The sequence below is a fragment of the Candidatus Krumholzibacteriota bacterium genome (assembly GCA_016932415.1).
GTDB lineage: Bacteria > Krumholzibacteriota > Krumholzibacteriia > Krumholzibacteriales > Krumholzibacteriaceae > Krumholzibacterium.
Window position 1 is genome coordinate 104,125 of record JAFGCX010000007.1, and the last position, 15,816, is coordinate 119,940.

Annotated in this window: 11 protein-coding genes; 7 read left to right on the forward strand and 4 right to left on the reverse strand. The window is 53.5% G+C overall.

Translation table 11 applies throughout. The features are described from left to right. Positions 1–3: 3 nt before the first annotated feature. A complete protein-coding gene (locus JW814_01225) occupies positions 4–2,115 on the reverse strand; it encodes a S9 family peptidase (GenBank protein ID MBN2070049.1) in 2,112 nt (703 codons plus the stop codon). A 165-nt stretch (positions 2,116–2,280) separates the two neighbouring features. On the opposite strand from JW814_01225, the gene JW814_01230 reads away from it, so the two are divergent. The 3 genes from JW814_01230 to JW814_01240 all read left to right on the forward strand — a co-directional run bounded on the left by JW814_01230 (position 2,281) and on the right by JW814_01240 (position 5,121). Then, positions 2,281–3,054 carry a macro domain-containing protein gene (locus tag JW814_01230; GenBank protein MBN2070050.1) on the forward strand — a complete coding sequence of 258 codons (774 nt, stop codon included), beginning with the start codon at positions 2,281–2,283 and terminating at the stop codon, positions 3,052–3,054. A 52-nt stretch (positions 3,055–3,106) separates the two neighbouring features. Beyond that, positions 3,107–4,066 (forward strand): RluA family pseudouridine synthase, encoded by a 960-nt coding sequence (locus tag JW814_01235; GenBank protein ID MBN2070051.1) that lies wholly within the window; start codon positions 3,107–3,109, stop codon positions 4,064–4,066. 89 nt (positions 4,067–4,155) lie between these two features. After that, a complete protein-coding gene (locus tag JW814_01240) occupies positions 4,156–5,121 on the forward strand; it encodes an aminopeptidase (GenBank protein MBN2070052.1) in 966 nt (321 codons plus the stop codon). Between the two features lie 11 nt (positions 5,122–5,132). Here the strand turns inward: JW814_01240 and JW814_01245 are convergent, their stop codons facing one another. After that, positions 5,133–6,017 (reverse strand): M48 family metallopeptidase, encoded by an 885-nt coding sequence (locus JW814_01245; GenBank protein ID MBN2070053.1) that lies wholly within the window; start codon positions 6,015–6,017, stop codon positions 5,133–5,135. Positions 6,018–6,086: 69 nt separating this feature from the next. After that, entirely contained in the window at positions 6,087–6,638 is a 552-nt protein-coding gene (locus JW814_01250) for a LemA family protein (protein MBN2070054.1), read from the reverse strand. Positions 6,639–7,169: 531 nt separating this feature from the next. Between JW814_01250 and JW814_01255 the strand changes: the two genes are divergently transcribed. After that, positions 7,170–8,021, forward strand: coding sequence for a hypothetical protein (locus tag JW814_01255; protein MBN2070055.1), 852 nt, complete (start codon positions 7,170–7,172; stop codon positions 8,019–8,021). A gap of 83 nt (positions 8,022–8,104) precedes the next feature. Here JW814_01255 and JW814_01260 read toward each other — a convergent pair whose 3' ends face one another. Next, on the reverse strand, positions 8,105–10,576 hold the full coding sequence (locus JW814_01260) for a hypothetical protein (GenBank protein MBN2070056.1): 2,472 nt from the start codon (positions 10,574–10,576) through the stop codon (positions 8,105–8,107). A gap of 169 nt (positions 10,577–10,745) precedes the next feature. Between JW814_01260 and JW814_01265 the strand changes: the two genes are divergently transcribed. The 3 genes from JW814_01265 to JW814_01275 all read left to right on the forward strand — a co-directional run bounded on the left by JW814_01265 (position 10,746) and on the right by JW814_01275 (position 15,776). Continuing rightward, positions 10,746–11,735 (forward strand): hypothetical protein, encoded by a 990-nt coding sequence (locus JW814_01265; GenBank protein ID MBN2070057.1) that lies wholly within the window; start codon positions 10,746–10,748, stop codon positions 11,733–11,735. A 181-nt stretch (positions 11,736–11,916) separates the two neighbouring features. Further along, complete coding sequence (locus JW814_01270) at positions 11,917–15,216, forward strand: PD40 domain-containing protein (protein ID MBN2070058.1); 3,300 nt, start codon at positions 11,917–11,919, stop codon at positions 15,214–15,216. Between the two features lie 374 nt (positions 15,217–15,590). Beyond that, positions 15,591–15,776: a transposase gene (locus tag JW814_01275; protein ID MBN2070059.1), complete on the forward strand. Its 186-nt coding sequence runs from the start codon at positions 15,591–15,593 to the stop codon at positions 15,774–15,776. Positions 15,777–15,816 lie beyond the last annotated feature (40 nt).

Here is a 15,816-nt window from a genome sequence, read left to right on the forward strand (position 1 = left end):
CTCTCAGATATCCTCAAATCCCTCTATCGGCAGTTCCTCTCCGCCCCTTCTCAGCCACTGATCGAACCAGTCGAGTATCGACGCGTACCAGAAACGGGAGTTATGAGGCTTGAGTATCCAGTGATTCTCATCCGGATAGCGGATCATCTTCGAGGGAACGCCCTGCCTCTGAAGGGCGGTGAACATCTGTTCGCCGCCGGTGATCGGCACCCTGTAATCGAGCTCCCCGTGAATTATCAGGTGAGGCGTGTTGAAATCCCCGGCGTAACGTATCGGCGACATCTCGTCGTTCATCTCGGGAGTATCCCACGGAGTCCCTCCGAATTCCCACTCGGGAAACCACAACTCTTCGGTCGAACCGTACGAGCTCCACTGATCGGCTTCTCCTGCGTGAGTGACCAGGACGGAGAACATCTTGTCGCTGTTATGCCCCTGGAACCAGTTGCAGACGAATCCGCCGAACGAACCGCCCCAGGCGCCCACTTTCGTTTCATCTATCCACTCGTTATTGGCGATCACGTGGCGCACGCCATTCTTTATATCCTCGATGACCTTTCCCCCCCAGTCGTAATTGATCCCGTCGCAGAACTCGGTCCCGTAACCGGTCGATCCTCTCGGATTACAGAAGAAGACGGCGTATCCCGAGCCTGAGAAGACGGCGAATTCCGTCCTGTAGGCGTACCCGAACATCTGCTGAGGGCCTCCGTGTATCCTTACCAGCATCGGGTATTTTACCGCCGGATCGAAATTCATCGGCTTGACGAGGAATCCGTGGACCATAGTCCCGCCCGATCCCTCGAACCAGACCTCTTCGGCATCTGGGAAATGATACTTCGCGTAAACATCAGCGTTGACGTCGGTGATCTTTTTCGATCTGCCGCCGCGCGGTTCTATTCTGAATATCTCGTAGTAATGCTTCATCGGCCGGTAAAGGAAGGTGAAGAACCTGTCTTTGGGCCCGGCATCGAATCCCAGATGATATCCCTTCCCGGCGTTCTTCGCTCCGACGACCTTCTTTACCGCTCCACCGGCGGCATCGACGCTGAAGAGGTCGATATCAGCCTTATCCTCAGCCTCGAAGTATATCTTGCTTCCGTCATGACTCCAGAAGAGGGATGACACGCTTCTGTCGAAATCAGCCGTCAGGCTTTTCGGCTTTCCTCCCTTGAGATCGAGCACCATAATTTCGTACCTGTCAGATTCATATCCCGGCCTGCGAGTCCCCCTCCACGCGAGGAACCTGCCGCAGGGAGAAACGCGCGGATGGCTGTCGGCGGCGGGATTCGAGGTGATCCTCCTTATCTCTCCGCCCGTGACGGGGACAGACCATATCTCCTCGTTATACGATACTGCCTGGTCGGGATCCTGTTTCCCCGAGAAATAGACGGTCTTTCCATCGGGACTTACGTCGAAATCTCGTCCTGCCGACGCGAGCCAGTATGTCAGGGCGTCATATTCAAGCCCCGCCGTGATGTCGACAGGATCTCCCCCGCCCGCATCGACAGTGAAAAGATGCTGAGCCTTGCCGTCTTCATAAGTATCCCAGTGCCGATAGAGAAGCTTGCGATGGACCATCGCGGAGAGTTTTCTCTCCTCCTTCGCCTTGTCCCGTTCGGTGACGCAATCAAGATCAGGGCAGTCGGGATATACCCGTCCCGTAAAGATGAATCCACTGCCCGAGGGAAGCCACTCCATATCACCGACGCCTCCGGGGAAATCGGTTATCTTTCTCGCCTCTCCTCCCCCGAACGGGATGATATATATCTGCGTCGACCCGTCCCTGCTTGACAGGAAGGCTATATCCCTGCCATCAGGAGACCATCTCGGATGGTTATCCCCTTTGGGACTGTTCGTCATTTTTTTCGGTTCTCCACCCGACGAGGGTATGACCCATATATCGGAATCACCCCTGTTCTCGTCGTAATCGGTCACCGAGACTACATACGCTATCCATTTCCCGTCAGGGGAAATATTATTATCGCTCACTCTTTTCAGCTGCCAGATATCTTTCGGACTCCACGGCAGCCTGCTTTCTTCCGACGAAGCGGCCATGGCGACTGAAAGGGCCGCCGTTAAGACGGCGAGGAACAATACTGCTGTTTTCCTGACCTTCATGACTCTCCTTTCGAAGATTTGTTACTATCCTCCGCGGACGACGACCGATTGTATACCAGAACCGCCCGGCTTGGAAATTACAATTTATTAATGGAAATATAAGGCATCTTGCGATATAACGACAATCAGGCAATCTGTCAGATCGAATATCACGGAGGAGCTATGATGTTCTGGGAAGCAGACAATGAAAGAGACAGGCGAAAGCAGCAGTTCATAGAGCTGATGAAAAAGAATAAATGCAGGCAGTTGGTCGATCATCTTTCAGACAGGATGATCGCTTTCGAAGAGGGAGAGATCGACGCTGCCGTCCTCTTCCAGACGGCGGGATCGATCTCGAAAAAAGGAAGCACTATTCTTTCCGATTTCAAAAAACGCCCCGACGTCATCCTCGCCGGTATAGCGATGGATGAAGACAGGTACCTCACCGGTATAGGCGAGATCGGGGTCTCTGTGAGAAAAGCGCCGCTTGCCGAGATTTTCGCCGATATTATCATCTCTCCCTGCTCCGGCGACGGATCAGCGCGCTCCCGTACTGCTTCGAAGGTATTGGAAGCAGGGGGCGGCGCTGTAACGGATGAACTGGCTTCGCTCGCTCCGGTAGCGGCAGGAGCTGCTGTTTCGACGGGGCCGGGCGAACTGCCGGTCTCGGCGATCATACATGTCAATACCGCCGATATCGCGCCTGACACCGAAAAGCTCCGAAAAGCTCTTCTTTCAGCGTTGGGACTTGCCGAAAGCCTCGAGGCGCAAACTGTAGTCTGTCCCTCATTTTCAGGCGAAGCGGGGAAAATCGCGCCCGGCGACGCGGCGACCGCGGTGATCGAAGCGATAAAAAACCATCCGGCAGAATCTATCACCAAGATAATAATCGCTGACGAAGATGAAGAGGCTGTAAGCGTTCTCACCGCCGCTCTCGAAAAATTCGACGAAGAGGAATAGGCGCCGGCGGCAAAGTCCAATAATCAAAACGATCGTGGAAACGACGTCACTGATGGCGGAAAAAATAACAATAACCGAAGAATGGGATGGCAGCCGCCTCGACAGGTTCGTCAGGGCTACGATACCCGGCATCTCCTTTCCCGCCGCCCAGGAGATCATAAGAAAGAACCGGGTCCTTGTTAACGGATCGAAGGCGGAAGGAAGAACGAGACTTTCAACAGGGGACGCTGTCGAGATCGATTATGGCGCCGGTCGTGAAGAACGCGGCCACGCTGCCGGTTCCGCTCCGTTCCCGCGCTATGACGCTGCCGCCGCCGCAAAGATCGGAGCTGTCTTCGGTTCGATCGGAAACGAGATCGCCGTCCTGTACGAAGACGACGATCTGATGATAATAGACAAGCCAGCAGGGCTGTGCGTCCAGCCTGGAAACGAAAAGGGAAAAGGGTCCCTTCTCGACCTTCTCGACCGGTACAGCCTCTCTGGTGGCATCCAGCGCCCGGAAGAGAGCACGCCTTTTCCCTTCACTCCGGTCCACAGGCTCGACCGCGGGACGAGCGGAGCACTGATCATCGCGAAAAGGCGCCCCGCGGCGAGGGGGCTCAGCAAAACGATAAAAGACAACCTTCTTGTCAAAATATATCTCGCCGTAGTCAAGGGCGTCCCCGAACCTCCCGAAGGAAAGATATCGGGAGATATCATCACCGACAAGACTACCCGGTCGCGGAGCCGCGTCGCTCCGGGCGGGCGGAAGGCGGAGACTTCCTACTCCCTCGTTAAAAGACTCCCAGGCGGCAGATCGCTCGTCGAGCTGACCATGACGGCGGGCAGGACTCACCAGATCAGAGTACATCTGTCGTCGAAAGGATTTCCAGTCGAGGGGGACGGGCAATACGGCTCCGCCAGCGGGAATAAACGGCTGATGCTGCACGCGTGGAAAATGTCATTTCCGCACCCTTCGCGCGAAGGCATTGTAGAAGCTACAGCTCCCGTCCCCGATTCATTTAACAGATGATAAGATAGCTGAGAATTGTTAATATTGCGGGGAGCGCCGCCGACTGGGGGCGATTCGCGTTATAATGATCGATCGAAAGGAAGTACTTAATGGACAAAGCACTATACGACGCCTCCATGATCGCGGTAAAAGACTGCCTTAATGTCAAAGCGGGCGAGACTTTCCTCGTCGTGACAGACACCCTCCTTGTCGAGATAGGCGAGGGGCTTGCCGAAGCCGGGCGCGCTATCGGAGCGGTGACGATCCTGATGGAGATCTCGCCACTGAGCAGAAACGGTGAGGAGCCTCCCGCGATCGTCTCAAACGCCATGACAATGGCCGATGCCGTTCTGATCCCCGCTTCAAAATCGCTTACCCACACCGCGGCAAGGAGAAACGCCTGCTCGAGCGGCGCGAGAGTCGCCACGATGCCGGGGATAACCCGCGATACGATGATACGCTGCCTTAACGCCGACTACTACGAGATAGCCGAAAGGACGAGGAGACTTACCCGCCTGATGACGGAAGCTTCAGTGGCCCGCGTCACTACAGAAGCAGGAACCGATATCACCCTCCCTATCGGCGGCATCGACGCGATAGCTTCCACCGGGCTTATCCACGACCGCGGATCTTTCGGGAACCTCCCTTCGGGAGAGGCTTATATGAGGCCTGCCGAAGGTGAATCTTCAGGTATATTCGTCGTCGACGGGTCGATGGCAGGAATCGGAGACCTCAGCGGCAGGGAACCGATCTCGATAAAAGTCGAGAAGGGGTTCGCCACCAGGATAACCGGGGGACCGGAGGCTGACGAACTGCGCAAGAAGCTCGAGGATGTCGGAAAGCTCGCATTCAATGTCGCCGAACTGGGGATCGGGACGAACGACGCCGCGAAGATCATCGGGAATATCCTTGAGGATGAGAAAGTTATGGGAACGATACATATCGCCCTGGGAAACAACATGTCGATGGGAGGAACGATAGACGTCCCGATCCATCTTGACGGGATCGTAAAAGAGCCGACCGTCGAACTCGATGGAAAGATCATCATGGAGAAGGGGCGGCTGCTTATCGACTAGGCGCCAGTCTTTTACATATTCTCCAGCCGGGCTATCCTCTCTTCTATCGGTGGGTGAGTGCTGAACAGTGATTTCGCCCTTTTTTCAAACGGTTTGATCGGGTTGACTATATAAAGATGCTGGGTCGCTCTGTTCGCCGCCTCGAGCACCTCTTTATCCGACGATATCTTCTTCAGCGCCGATGCCAGTCCCGCCGGGTATCTCGTGAGCTGCGCGGCAGAGGCGTCGGCTAGATATTCCCTCTGCCTCGATACGGCGAGTTGAAGTATCTTGGCGAATATCGGCGCCAGCACAGCCATAAGAATGGCGATGATTATCAGAAGCCCATTCCCCCCCTTGCTCTTGCCCCTCTTCCTTCCCCCGCCCCAGAATACCGATCTGAGGAAAAAATCGCTTAATAGCACTATCGACCCGACCATGATACCGACCATCATTGAGAAGAGAATATCCCTGTTTCCCACATGTGAAAGCTCGTGAGCCATCACTCCCTGGAGCTCGTCGCGATCGAGCTTCTCCATCAATCCGGTGGTTATCGCTACAGCCGAGTGCTCCGGGTCCCTTCCGGTGGCGAAAGCATTGGGCGCGGAATCATCTATCACATAGATCTCCGGCATCGGGAGACCGGCAGCGATGGAGAGTTCCTCCACGACATTGAACAGCTGGGGATAGTCCTTTTTTTCGATCTTCCTGGCGCGGCTCATGCCAAGGATCATCCCGGCGCCCTTATAGTAGCTGAACAGCGCCGTTATCACGGCGACCGTTATAGCCAGGCCCATTCCGAAATAGCCGCTTCCATAGTATTCCCCGAGAAAATACCCGAGGACCAGAAGAAAAGCGGTCACGGAAAATACAAGCAGCCAGGAATTCCTCTTATTGGCCGATATGTTGTCGTACATCATGACGATCGCCTCCGCGTCACTATCCGCCTGGCGGTCCAGCCCTTCCGGGCAGATCAAAAAGATCGATTAAAAACTTACCTTCGGAGCTTCCCGCTGGCCCTCGTCCTCCAGTTCGAAGAAATCGGCCTGCTTGAATCCAAAGATAGCCGCCACGAAATTTGACGGTACAGTCTCGGTCCTCGTGTTATAGCTCATCACGCAGTCGTTATAGTGCTGCCTGGCGAACGATATCTTGTTTTCGGTCGAGACGAGTTCTTCCTGCATCGCGAGCATATTGGTGTTCGCCTTGAGATCGGGATAGTTTTCCGATACGGCGAAAAGCGTGCGCAGAGTGCTTGTAAGCATATTCTCCGCCTTCGCCTGGTCCTTGACGCCGGAGACGTCGATAGCCTGCTGCCTCGCTTTCGTGACATTTTCAAGGACGGTCTTCTCGTGCGCCATATACCCCTTGACCGTTTCGATGAGATTCGGTATGAGATCGTAACGCCTCTTGAGCTGGACGTCTATCTGCGCCCACCCGTTATCGCATCTTTTTCTCAACCTCACCAGAGTGTTATAAAGACCTACGACGATAAAAAGAAGGACGACCAGTATAATCGGAAAAATCCATATCATCATCTCTATCCTCCGTTCCGGATCTGAAGTACCTGTCCAGGCTCCGCTGCGATCAGCCTGCCTCGCCAGCGAGAGTATATCTCCTGAGCCCGAGAGCTTCAATCATTGATTGCTCTAAAAATAAATACACTCCGGCGGGCCGGTATATTCATTATCTCACCGGCACCGGCGCCCCGGCGAGACTTTTACGCGTCTTGTCACCCGGGCAGGCGCTCTTAAAGCATTACTGCCGGAACGGCATCATGCATTCTGCGTGAATGACGCCGTAAACCCCTTACAGATCTTATAAAGCAGTATGATATTGAACGGAAGACATCTCAGAATCAAAGACCTGCATAAGATCATCCATGGCATAATGAGAATCACGAAAGAAGGAGGAGACTTCCGCTCCGGGTTTTTTAACGATTTATAATCCCTTGCGTACATTGCAGTTACTCAGCCAATAAACCCCGTTAGCGCAATTGGCACACAGGTTGCTGTAAGCAGTCCGAGGGGACAATTAAAGGACTCACTCGAAGAGAAGGAGGTCTCATCATGAGGAAGGTCTTCGTAGTCCTGCTAGCTTTGTCTGTGAGCAGTCTGATCATTTCCTGCTCGGATGACGACACAACCGTTACCCCGACTCCCGAAGAGTTGGCAGTAACATCGACAGTGCTTACCCAGGGTTATACTTGTACGCCGTACAATTTCACCCTTGAAGCAACTGGCGGAACAGCGCCCTACACCTGGTCCCTTGCCCTTGGTTCGACTCTGCCCGATGGCGTAAGTCTTTCAGCCGATGGTAAGATCACAGGTATGCTGGAAACAGTTGAAGAACACGCGTTCAGCGTAGTCTGCACAGACGCAGCCGACACGCCTCACACCGATACCGCAGAGCTGACTCTGAATATCGATGTACCGTCCAACCCTTCACTGGCTATCTTCTTTGACGAAGACGCCACTGTCTGCGGCGCGGAAACAATGGCTTTCTCGGCTCTCGACTGTCACGTCTTCATTATGCTTGAAGACAGCGAAGTCGATTGTGCTACTGCCACCGAGTTCATGATCAACATGTTTGACAGTGAAGGCATCGCTCTCGGTATGGGAACACAGTATACCCACACATATGTTTCATTCCCGAGCTATGTCTCTCTATCGATGGGTGATCCTTTCAGCGGGATCGCTATCAGTTTCAATAGAGACATGTTCTCCGCTTTCGAAGGTCCGATACATGTAGCGAGCTATGGCCTGCTGCTTCTCGAGAACCTTGACAATATTTCATTCCAGATCCTGGCCAATCCTGACGCCGGTTCTGATCATCCAATTATCGCCGGTTGCGACGCGAACAAGAGCATCATCGAAGTCGATGGCCGCTCTGCCGCCATCAACTATCCCACGGCTGACTAAGTGGATATGACAATATGAAATGTCGCCCCCCGGGATCAGGCTCGAAGCCGACAATCCCGGGGGGTTTTTTTTCGGGGCAAGTCCTATTTCTTCTTATTCAGCAGGTCGCCTATCCCCTTTTTTATCCCGTCGATCAGTTTTTCTTCCGCTTTTTTGCCAGCCCTGCCCTGGTCAAGGCTGACCTTCGGCGATTTCGAATTGCCGCTGATATCGAGATCGAGAATGAGATTTCCCTTCTCGTCGCGAAAAAGGTCGACGAGGTCCCGGTATTTATCGAGGTCCTTGATCTTCTTCTGCATCTGGGGAGTAAGAAAAACCGTCGCCTTGTAATCAAGGGTGCCGTCAAAACCGTAACTTCCCTTGATATCCCAGTTCCCGCCTGGCGAATCGATCTTCCAGTCCTCGGTATGCAACCTTCCGTTCTTTATGAAGTAATTTCCCGTCCATTTTTGAAAATCTACCTTTTCCATATGCGCAAGATCGATCCCCGACGCCTTTGAGACCGGTGAAATAAATTTCGACAGATCGATCTTTCCGCTTGTTGATGAAGCGTTGCCGGTCGCCGATATCGAAGCGAGAGGATCAATTCCCGCTCCGGTCCTGATATCTCCCTCGGTCCTGAAGGAAAACTCCCCGGAGATCATTGATCCGAATTCGCTCACCGAAGAGAGAGCCGTTCCCGCCTTCACCCCGGAAAAGGATAAATTGAAACTCGATCTGATATCGGCCGGATCCCTGAGGTTAATCGTCGCCGTCCCCGCCCCCTTTCCTCCCGCGTAATCGAGTGATAACGGATCGATGCGGACCCTGCCCGTCGTAATCCCCGCCTTTCCATCGACGGCGGTGAAAAGCGCCTTTTGAGAGTACAGGGAATCTATCCTCGCTTCTATCCGGCTGTTTAAAAGCAGGACCGCCGCGCCAGCGAGCGCGTTCTGAGGCGTCTCGACCTTTTTCGGATCGGCTGATTTCGCGGCAGGGTTCTTTTTCTTTTCCGCCGCGTCTCTGGTGAAGGGTCGAAGATCGAACGAACGCCCTGTAAGCCGCATCGAGATATCGGGAAGATTCACTGCTGAATCAAGTATCTTCGAGAGAGGGGCTCCTTCTTCCTTCCTGGCGTTCATCGCGAGTTCGGCCAGCGCCGGCATGAAACCCTTGAAAGAAGCGGTAAGATCGTACCTGCTTCCGTTCAGAAGAAATCCGGCGGCCACCTTGTCGATATCGCCTTTCACCACCCTGGCAGATCCATTGAATTGGGATATCGAGACAAGCCCGTCCTCCGATTTCATTCGGGCATTCTCGATCTTCACCGAACCTTTCAGTTCGACACTCTTCCACGCCTCGCCAAGGCGCGCCGGAGAAACGGGACTGTCCGGGGCCGGGAAAAGAGCCTTAAGCAGGCCTGTCCTGCCTCCACCTTCAAGGTCGGCCTTTATCTTTCCGCTGGCAGCAGGTTCCTTCCCCGACAACTTTGCCGACAGCTCGCCGGCATCGAGATCGAGCCTGCAGGCGAAATCAGCTCTTTCGGGGGCCATGGCGGAATCGATCGCGACGATGAATCTCATTTCAACACTTGAACTTCCAAGCGAAGCTGTTATTTTCTCGCTGCTGATCTTTTCGTCCGCCATGGAGATATCTCCATCGATTGTCACCGGCATATCGATGACGACCGGTTCCAGTACGATTTTTTCCAGATGGACGGAACCCGCTGCGGCGACCTTCCCGGGAGCGGCGTCGGCGGCCGACATGCTGGCTGAGAATAAGAGTCTTCCCCCTGTCACCCGGGCGGGAAAGACCTCAGCTTTGTCTTTTTTATCCGGCGCGGAAATAAACGGCCCCAGGTCAAGCCCGGCTATCCAGGTTGCAAGAGGAGCCGCGTCGATCGCGTCGCTCTGTGCCTCGAAAGAGATCTCCCTCTTCCCCGCGACTCCGCTGACCTTCCCACTGACCGACATCCTGATAAGATCATCGACATCAACGGAGGCTTCGGCGACCCTGACAGAATCGAAAGCGGCATTCGACTCTATCCTCGCGGTGCCCCGCAACCTCTCGATGATGAATTTCCCTTCATGCCCTTTCTTCTCGACTTCGACGCCATCTACGGAAATATCAGCAGAGATCTCATACGCCTTACGGACCGGCCTCATCGATATCTCCGCGTCAAATCTAACGAGCCGCGTTTCCAACCCTTTTTCCGGAAGTGATGATATGAGCGATCCGTTTTTTACCGACACCTTTCTTATCTCAGGCTTGCGCTTTATAAGCCCCATCAGTGAAGCGTCCACGGTGATCTTTTCTGACGTAAACGACAGCGACGCCTCTCCCGGCAGCTTCCTGGAAAAAGACAAATCGGCTACATCGACCCCGAACCCGAACGGGAAACGTATCCCGATGTCGCCTATCTCGATCTCCGCGTCGACCGCCTTTTCAAGCCTGGGCATGATCATCGCGATGAGCCTGTCCTTTGTAAGGATCACGCGCAAAGATATACTCAGTGTCAGTATGACCAGCACAACGATCGAAAAGACTACAATCAGATTCTTCCTTTTCTTACTCATTCCCGTGACCTCACTGTTAAGATGATACTGCTCATCTACTCTATCCGAACCGGGCGATTAGTTCAATATGATATAGCGATGACTACCAGGCAGAAAATGGCTGGCGAAGCAATTGACACCGCCACGAGTCAGCGATATATTTATTATGTACCCTGAAAAGGAGATGATGATGAAAACGCGATATATCGCCGGAAGTCTATATTCTATTCCAGCCATAGCGGTTATGCTCTTTTCATTGATAATATTTCCAGGTTGCGGCGATGAGAACCTCACCGGAGGCAGCGGGACCGGCGACGATCCCGCCGGGTCGCTTGTCTCTTCAGGATCGTGCAAATCGTTTGATGCAACCATGACATTCGATGATCCCTCTCCATCGAACGAATGTTTCACATACAGTTACAGCACCGGCGGAGAGCTTTCGATAACCCACATCAACGCCGGGCTCAACTGCTGCCCCGGAACGATAACCTCTGAAATAACCATTGATGAAAGAACGATAACGATAAATGAACATGAAGGGGCCGACGCGACCTGGTGCCACTGCCTGTGCCTCTATGATATTGGATACCTCTTCACCGATATTGATCCCGGCATCTGGACGATAATCTTCAAGGGCCCCTGTACCGGTGATGACCCCGACCTTCAGGAAGAGATCAGGCTCGGGGCCGCCAACGAGAGCCCGATATGCATCGAGAGAAACTTCTACCCGTGGGACGAAGATTATACGCCTTTCCCTGCCGGTGAACTCCTGCGGTATGATGGATGCAAGTACACGGACGCCGCATCTGATCCTTTCGATAATTCGTCGGGAGAGACATGCGCCGAGTATGAATACGACGGAAAAACCCTTTTCATCGACCATATCGATGCGGTCTTCAATTGTTGCCAGTACGACATCACCGCGGATATCACCATCGATGATAACGTTATAACGATAACTGAAAGTGAATATCCGCCGGGCGGCCTCTGCGACTGTATATGCCTCTTCGACCTTTCCTGCATCGTTCGAAACCTGCCGCCGGGGATATATACGATACGTTTCGTCGAACCATACCTGTCCGGCGATGATCCCGAGCTCGAGTTCATCGCCGATCTTTCGTCACCCTGCTCAGGCAGGGAATGCGCGCCAAGAAGCCATTATCCATGGGGAGGCGACTGACAGATCTTCCTGCCGCCCTTTCCCTCTTTTCACCCGAAATAGACGTAAAACGATATTTCGCGCCGGGATAAAAATATTTTGAAACTATTTTCCCACCGGGCAGTATTACTAACTACAAACATCCAGGATACCCACCATTAAATCATTGTCCTGGTTCCCCAAACCCTGAAAGGATCCTTAAATGGGTAAAAGAGGAATGCTGGCTCTGCTCACAGCCGTTCTTCTTCTGGCGGGCAGTGTCAATGCCGCTGAGGAGAGCCGTCTTTTGCGTTACCCCGACATTTACGGGGACAATATCGTCTTCTCCTACGGAGGAGATCTCTGGCTGGTTTCATCATCTGGCGGCGTCGCCTCGCGCCTGACGACCCATATAGGCGGAGAAGCGTTCGCCAAGTTCTCGCCCGACGGCAAGACGATAGCCTTTTCTGCCGCGTATGACGGGAATTTCGACGTTTATACGATCCCGGTGATCGGCGGAGTGCCTAAAAGGCTGACGTACCATCCGAAAGCCGATATCACCCTCGACTGGCATCCTTCGGGGAAAAAGATCCTTTTCAGAAGCAACAAGGAAGCCAAAACAAACCCCGGTCCGCGTTACGACAGGCTATATACGATCGACGCGGAAGGCGGGTACCCTGAAGCTCTGCCTCTCTTCGAGGGCGAGCTCACCTCATATTCTCCCGACGGAAAGAAGATAGCGTATAACAGGATGGCAAGGGAGTTCCGCACCTGGAAACGATACCGGGGCGGGATGAACCAGAACGTCTGGATATACGACCTGGAGAACAACAAGGCTGAACAGGTCACCGATTATGAAGGTACCGATGCCTTCCCGATGTGGTACGGAGACAAGATATACTTTATCTCCGACCGCGACTACACGATGAATATCTTCTGCTACGATACAGGCACGAAAGAAACAAGGAAAATCACCGACCACAAGGAATACGACGTAAAGTGGCCGAGCCTCGGCAACGGTAAAATAGTATATGAAAACGCCGGATACCTTTACGTTCTCGACCTTGGTACGGAAAAAACGAAAAAACTCGATATCATCGCCCGCTCCGAACATAACCTTAAAAGGCCCGCCTACACCAGCGCCGGCGACATGATACGTTACTTCAACGTATCGGCTTCCGGTAAGCGTGCCATATTCGGCGCGAGGGGCGACGTATTCACTGTGCCCGCGGAAAAAGGAGAGGTGCGCAACCTGACAGAGACTCCAGGGATTCGCGAACGCAGCCCCGCTTTTTCTCCGGATGGAAATTGGGTTGCATACCTCTCCGACAGGACGGGTGAATACGAATTATACTTGAGGAAGCCTGACGGCTCGGGCGAAGAGGAGAAGATCAGCAAGGGGATGGGCGAATTTCCTTTCGAACTGAACTGGTCTCCCGACAGCAAGAAGGTCTCGTGGTATGACCAGACCGGGCACCTCTATTTTATTGACATCGATTCGAAGAAAACGGTCAAGGTCGACCGGAACGAATGGTGGGACCTCGGGGACTACCACTGGTCGTCCGACAGTAAATGGATCGCCTATTCGAAGGGAGCCGATAACGGATTCAGCTCTCTTTACCTCTACGACGTCGAAAAGGGCGAATCCCACAAGGTGACAAGCGATCTCTACAACGATTACTCGCCCGTCTTCGATCCCGACGGCAAGTATCTCTATTTCCTCACCGACAGGACGATCAATATCAAGTTCCATTCGTTCGAACTCGATTTCGATTTCGTCACGCCGACGAATATCTGCGTCCTCACGCTCGCCGCCGACACGCCCTCGATCCTCGCTCCCGAGAGCGATGAGGTGGAGATAAAAAAAGACGAGAAGAAAGACGAAGATAACGGCGACAAGAAAGATGAAAAGAAGGATAAGGACGATAAGAAGGATGAAGAAAAGAAAGAGGACGAGGGGATCAAGATCGATCTCGACGGCCTTGGCGGCCGCATCGTTTCGCTGCCGATAGGATCAGGCAACTACCAGGGTCTCGAAGCGGTTTCCGGAAAGATCATCTACGGCGAGCTTCCGATGAACGCCGGCGTCATATCCTTCGATGCCAACGGACCTGTCACTGGTGAACTGAAATATTTCGATATCAAGGAACGCGAATCGAAGACGATCATCAGCGGAATAACCGATTACGCCCTCTCATCAAACGGTTCGAAGATAATCTACGGCATGATGGGGACCTACGGGATCATCGACGTCGCAGCTGGCAAGAAGGTCGGCGACGGCAGCATCAGCACCAACCTCATGATGAAGACCGATCCCGCCGCGGAATGGAACCAGATATTCCATGAAGCATGGAGGCTCGAGAGAGACTTCTTCTACGTCGACAATATGCACGGGGTCGACTGGGACAAGATCAAAAAACGCTACGAAGTCTTCCTCCCCTATCTCACAAGCAGGGGTGATCTTACGTACGTCATAGGTGAGATGCAGGCCGAGCTGAACGTAGGGCACGCCTATGTCTACGGCGGCGCTCCGACGGGCCCGAGGGCTCCGTTTGTCGGAGGAGGGTATCTCGGTTGCGATTTCAAAGTCGACTCAAAAAGCGGCCGCTACCAGATCGCGAAGATATACGACGGCAGGAACTGGGACAGTAATTTCATATCCCCCCTCTCCCTTCCAGGCATCGGCGTGAAGGAAGGGGATTATCTCCTTTCCGTAAACGGCCATGATCTGGCATATCCGGAAAATCCTCACGCGTTGCTTGAGAACACGGCGGGGCACCAGATCAAGATCAGCGTCTCGGATGATCCTTCAGGGAAGGATCCGAGAGAGATCATCATCGAACCCGGTACAAACGACACCAACGCACGCTACGCCGAATGGGTGGAGAGCAACCGCAAGAAGGTGTTGGAAGCGAGTGGCGGGAAAATAGGTTATATCCATGTACCGAATACGGCGGTGCAGGGACTGATGGAGTTCGGCAAGTATTTCTATCCGCAGACCGACATGGAAGGAATAATCGTCGACGTACGCTATAACAGCGGCGGATGGCTGCCGAATTTCTTCATCGACAAACTCGGCACGAAGCTGACGAACCTTTTCAAGCGCCGCCACTACAAACCGGGAAAGACGCCCGGGACCGCCGTCAAGGGGCATCTCGCCTGCCTTATCAACGGATACGCAGGCTCTGGCGGAGACGCATTCCCGTACTATTTCAAGCAGGCCGGTCTCGGACCCCTTATCGGAATGACCACCTGGGGCGGCCTGGTCGGATATAACAGGAATATCCCCCTGGTCGACGGCGGAACGCTTACGACCCCCTCGATCGGATTCGTGAACCTCGAAGGCAAGTATGACGTCGAAAGGATAGGGGTCAAGCCTGACATCAAGGTCGACAACAGGCCCGATCTCGTAGTAGACGGCCATGACCCGCAGCTTGAAAAAGCCGTGGAATACCTCATGGAAAAGATAAAGAACGATCCTCCGCGGCTTCCGAAAGTCGAGAAGGATCCGGACAGAAGTTAGGCAGCAGGATCAATTCGCTGTCACCGGGATCCGGAGTGAGCAGCAACGGATTTCGCGACGAAAAGGCCCCTCCTCATCGAGGGGCCTTTTTTTATGGATCGGGGGCATGCCATCATGAACTTTAGGCTCAATTGTAACCTAAAGGGGCTCTAGTGAACCAGGGGAAGCCCAACCTGACCCTCTTGCGCGTCGATCTCGTCCGCGGCACCCATTCGGAGGGAGGTTTGTCAATTACGTTTTTCTTAGGCTTTATGAAATCCTCCCTCGCCATTCTGATGTATGAATAGGGGCTGTCATGCCTGACCAGCTCCGGCGCCCTTCTCGACTAGCCTTTTCGTACCGATCAACAGCGGCTACCGAAATTTACAGAAAGAATCAATGAAGAGATAAAGAGGAGGACAAGAGTCGCCAGGTTGTTCCCAAACGAAGAATCGCTTCTCAGACTTGTTAGTGCTGTGTTATCTGAGATCAGCGAAGAATGGGAGACTGGAAAACGATACCTCAACATGAATGCTGAGTGGCCGGTCGATAAGTCAATTTACGGAAAAGATGTTGATTGATCCGCCCAGTAAGTGGAAAGAACGTAGTATTCAATTTGAC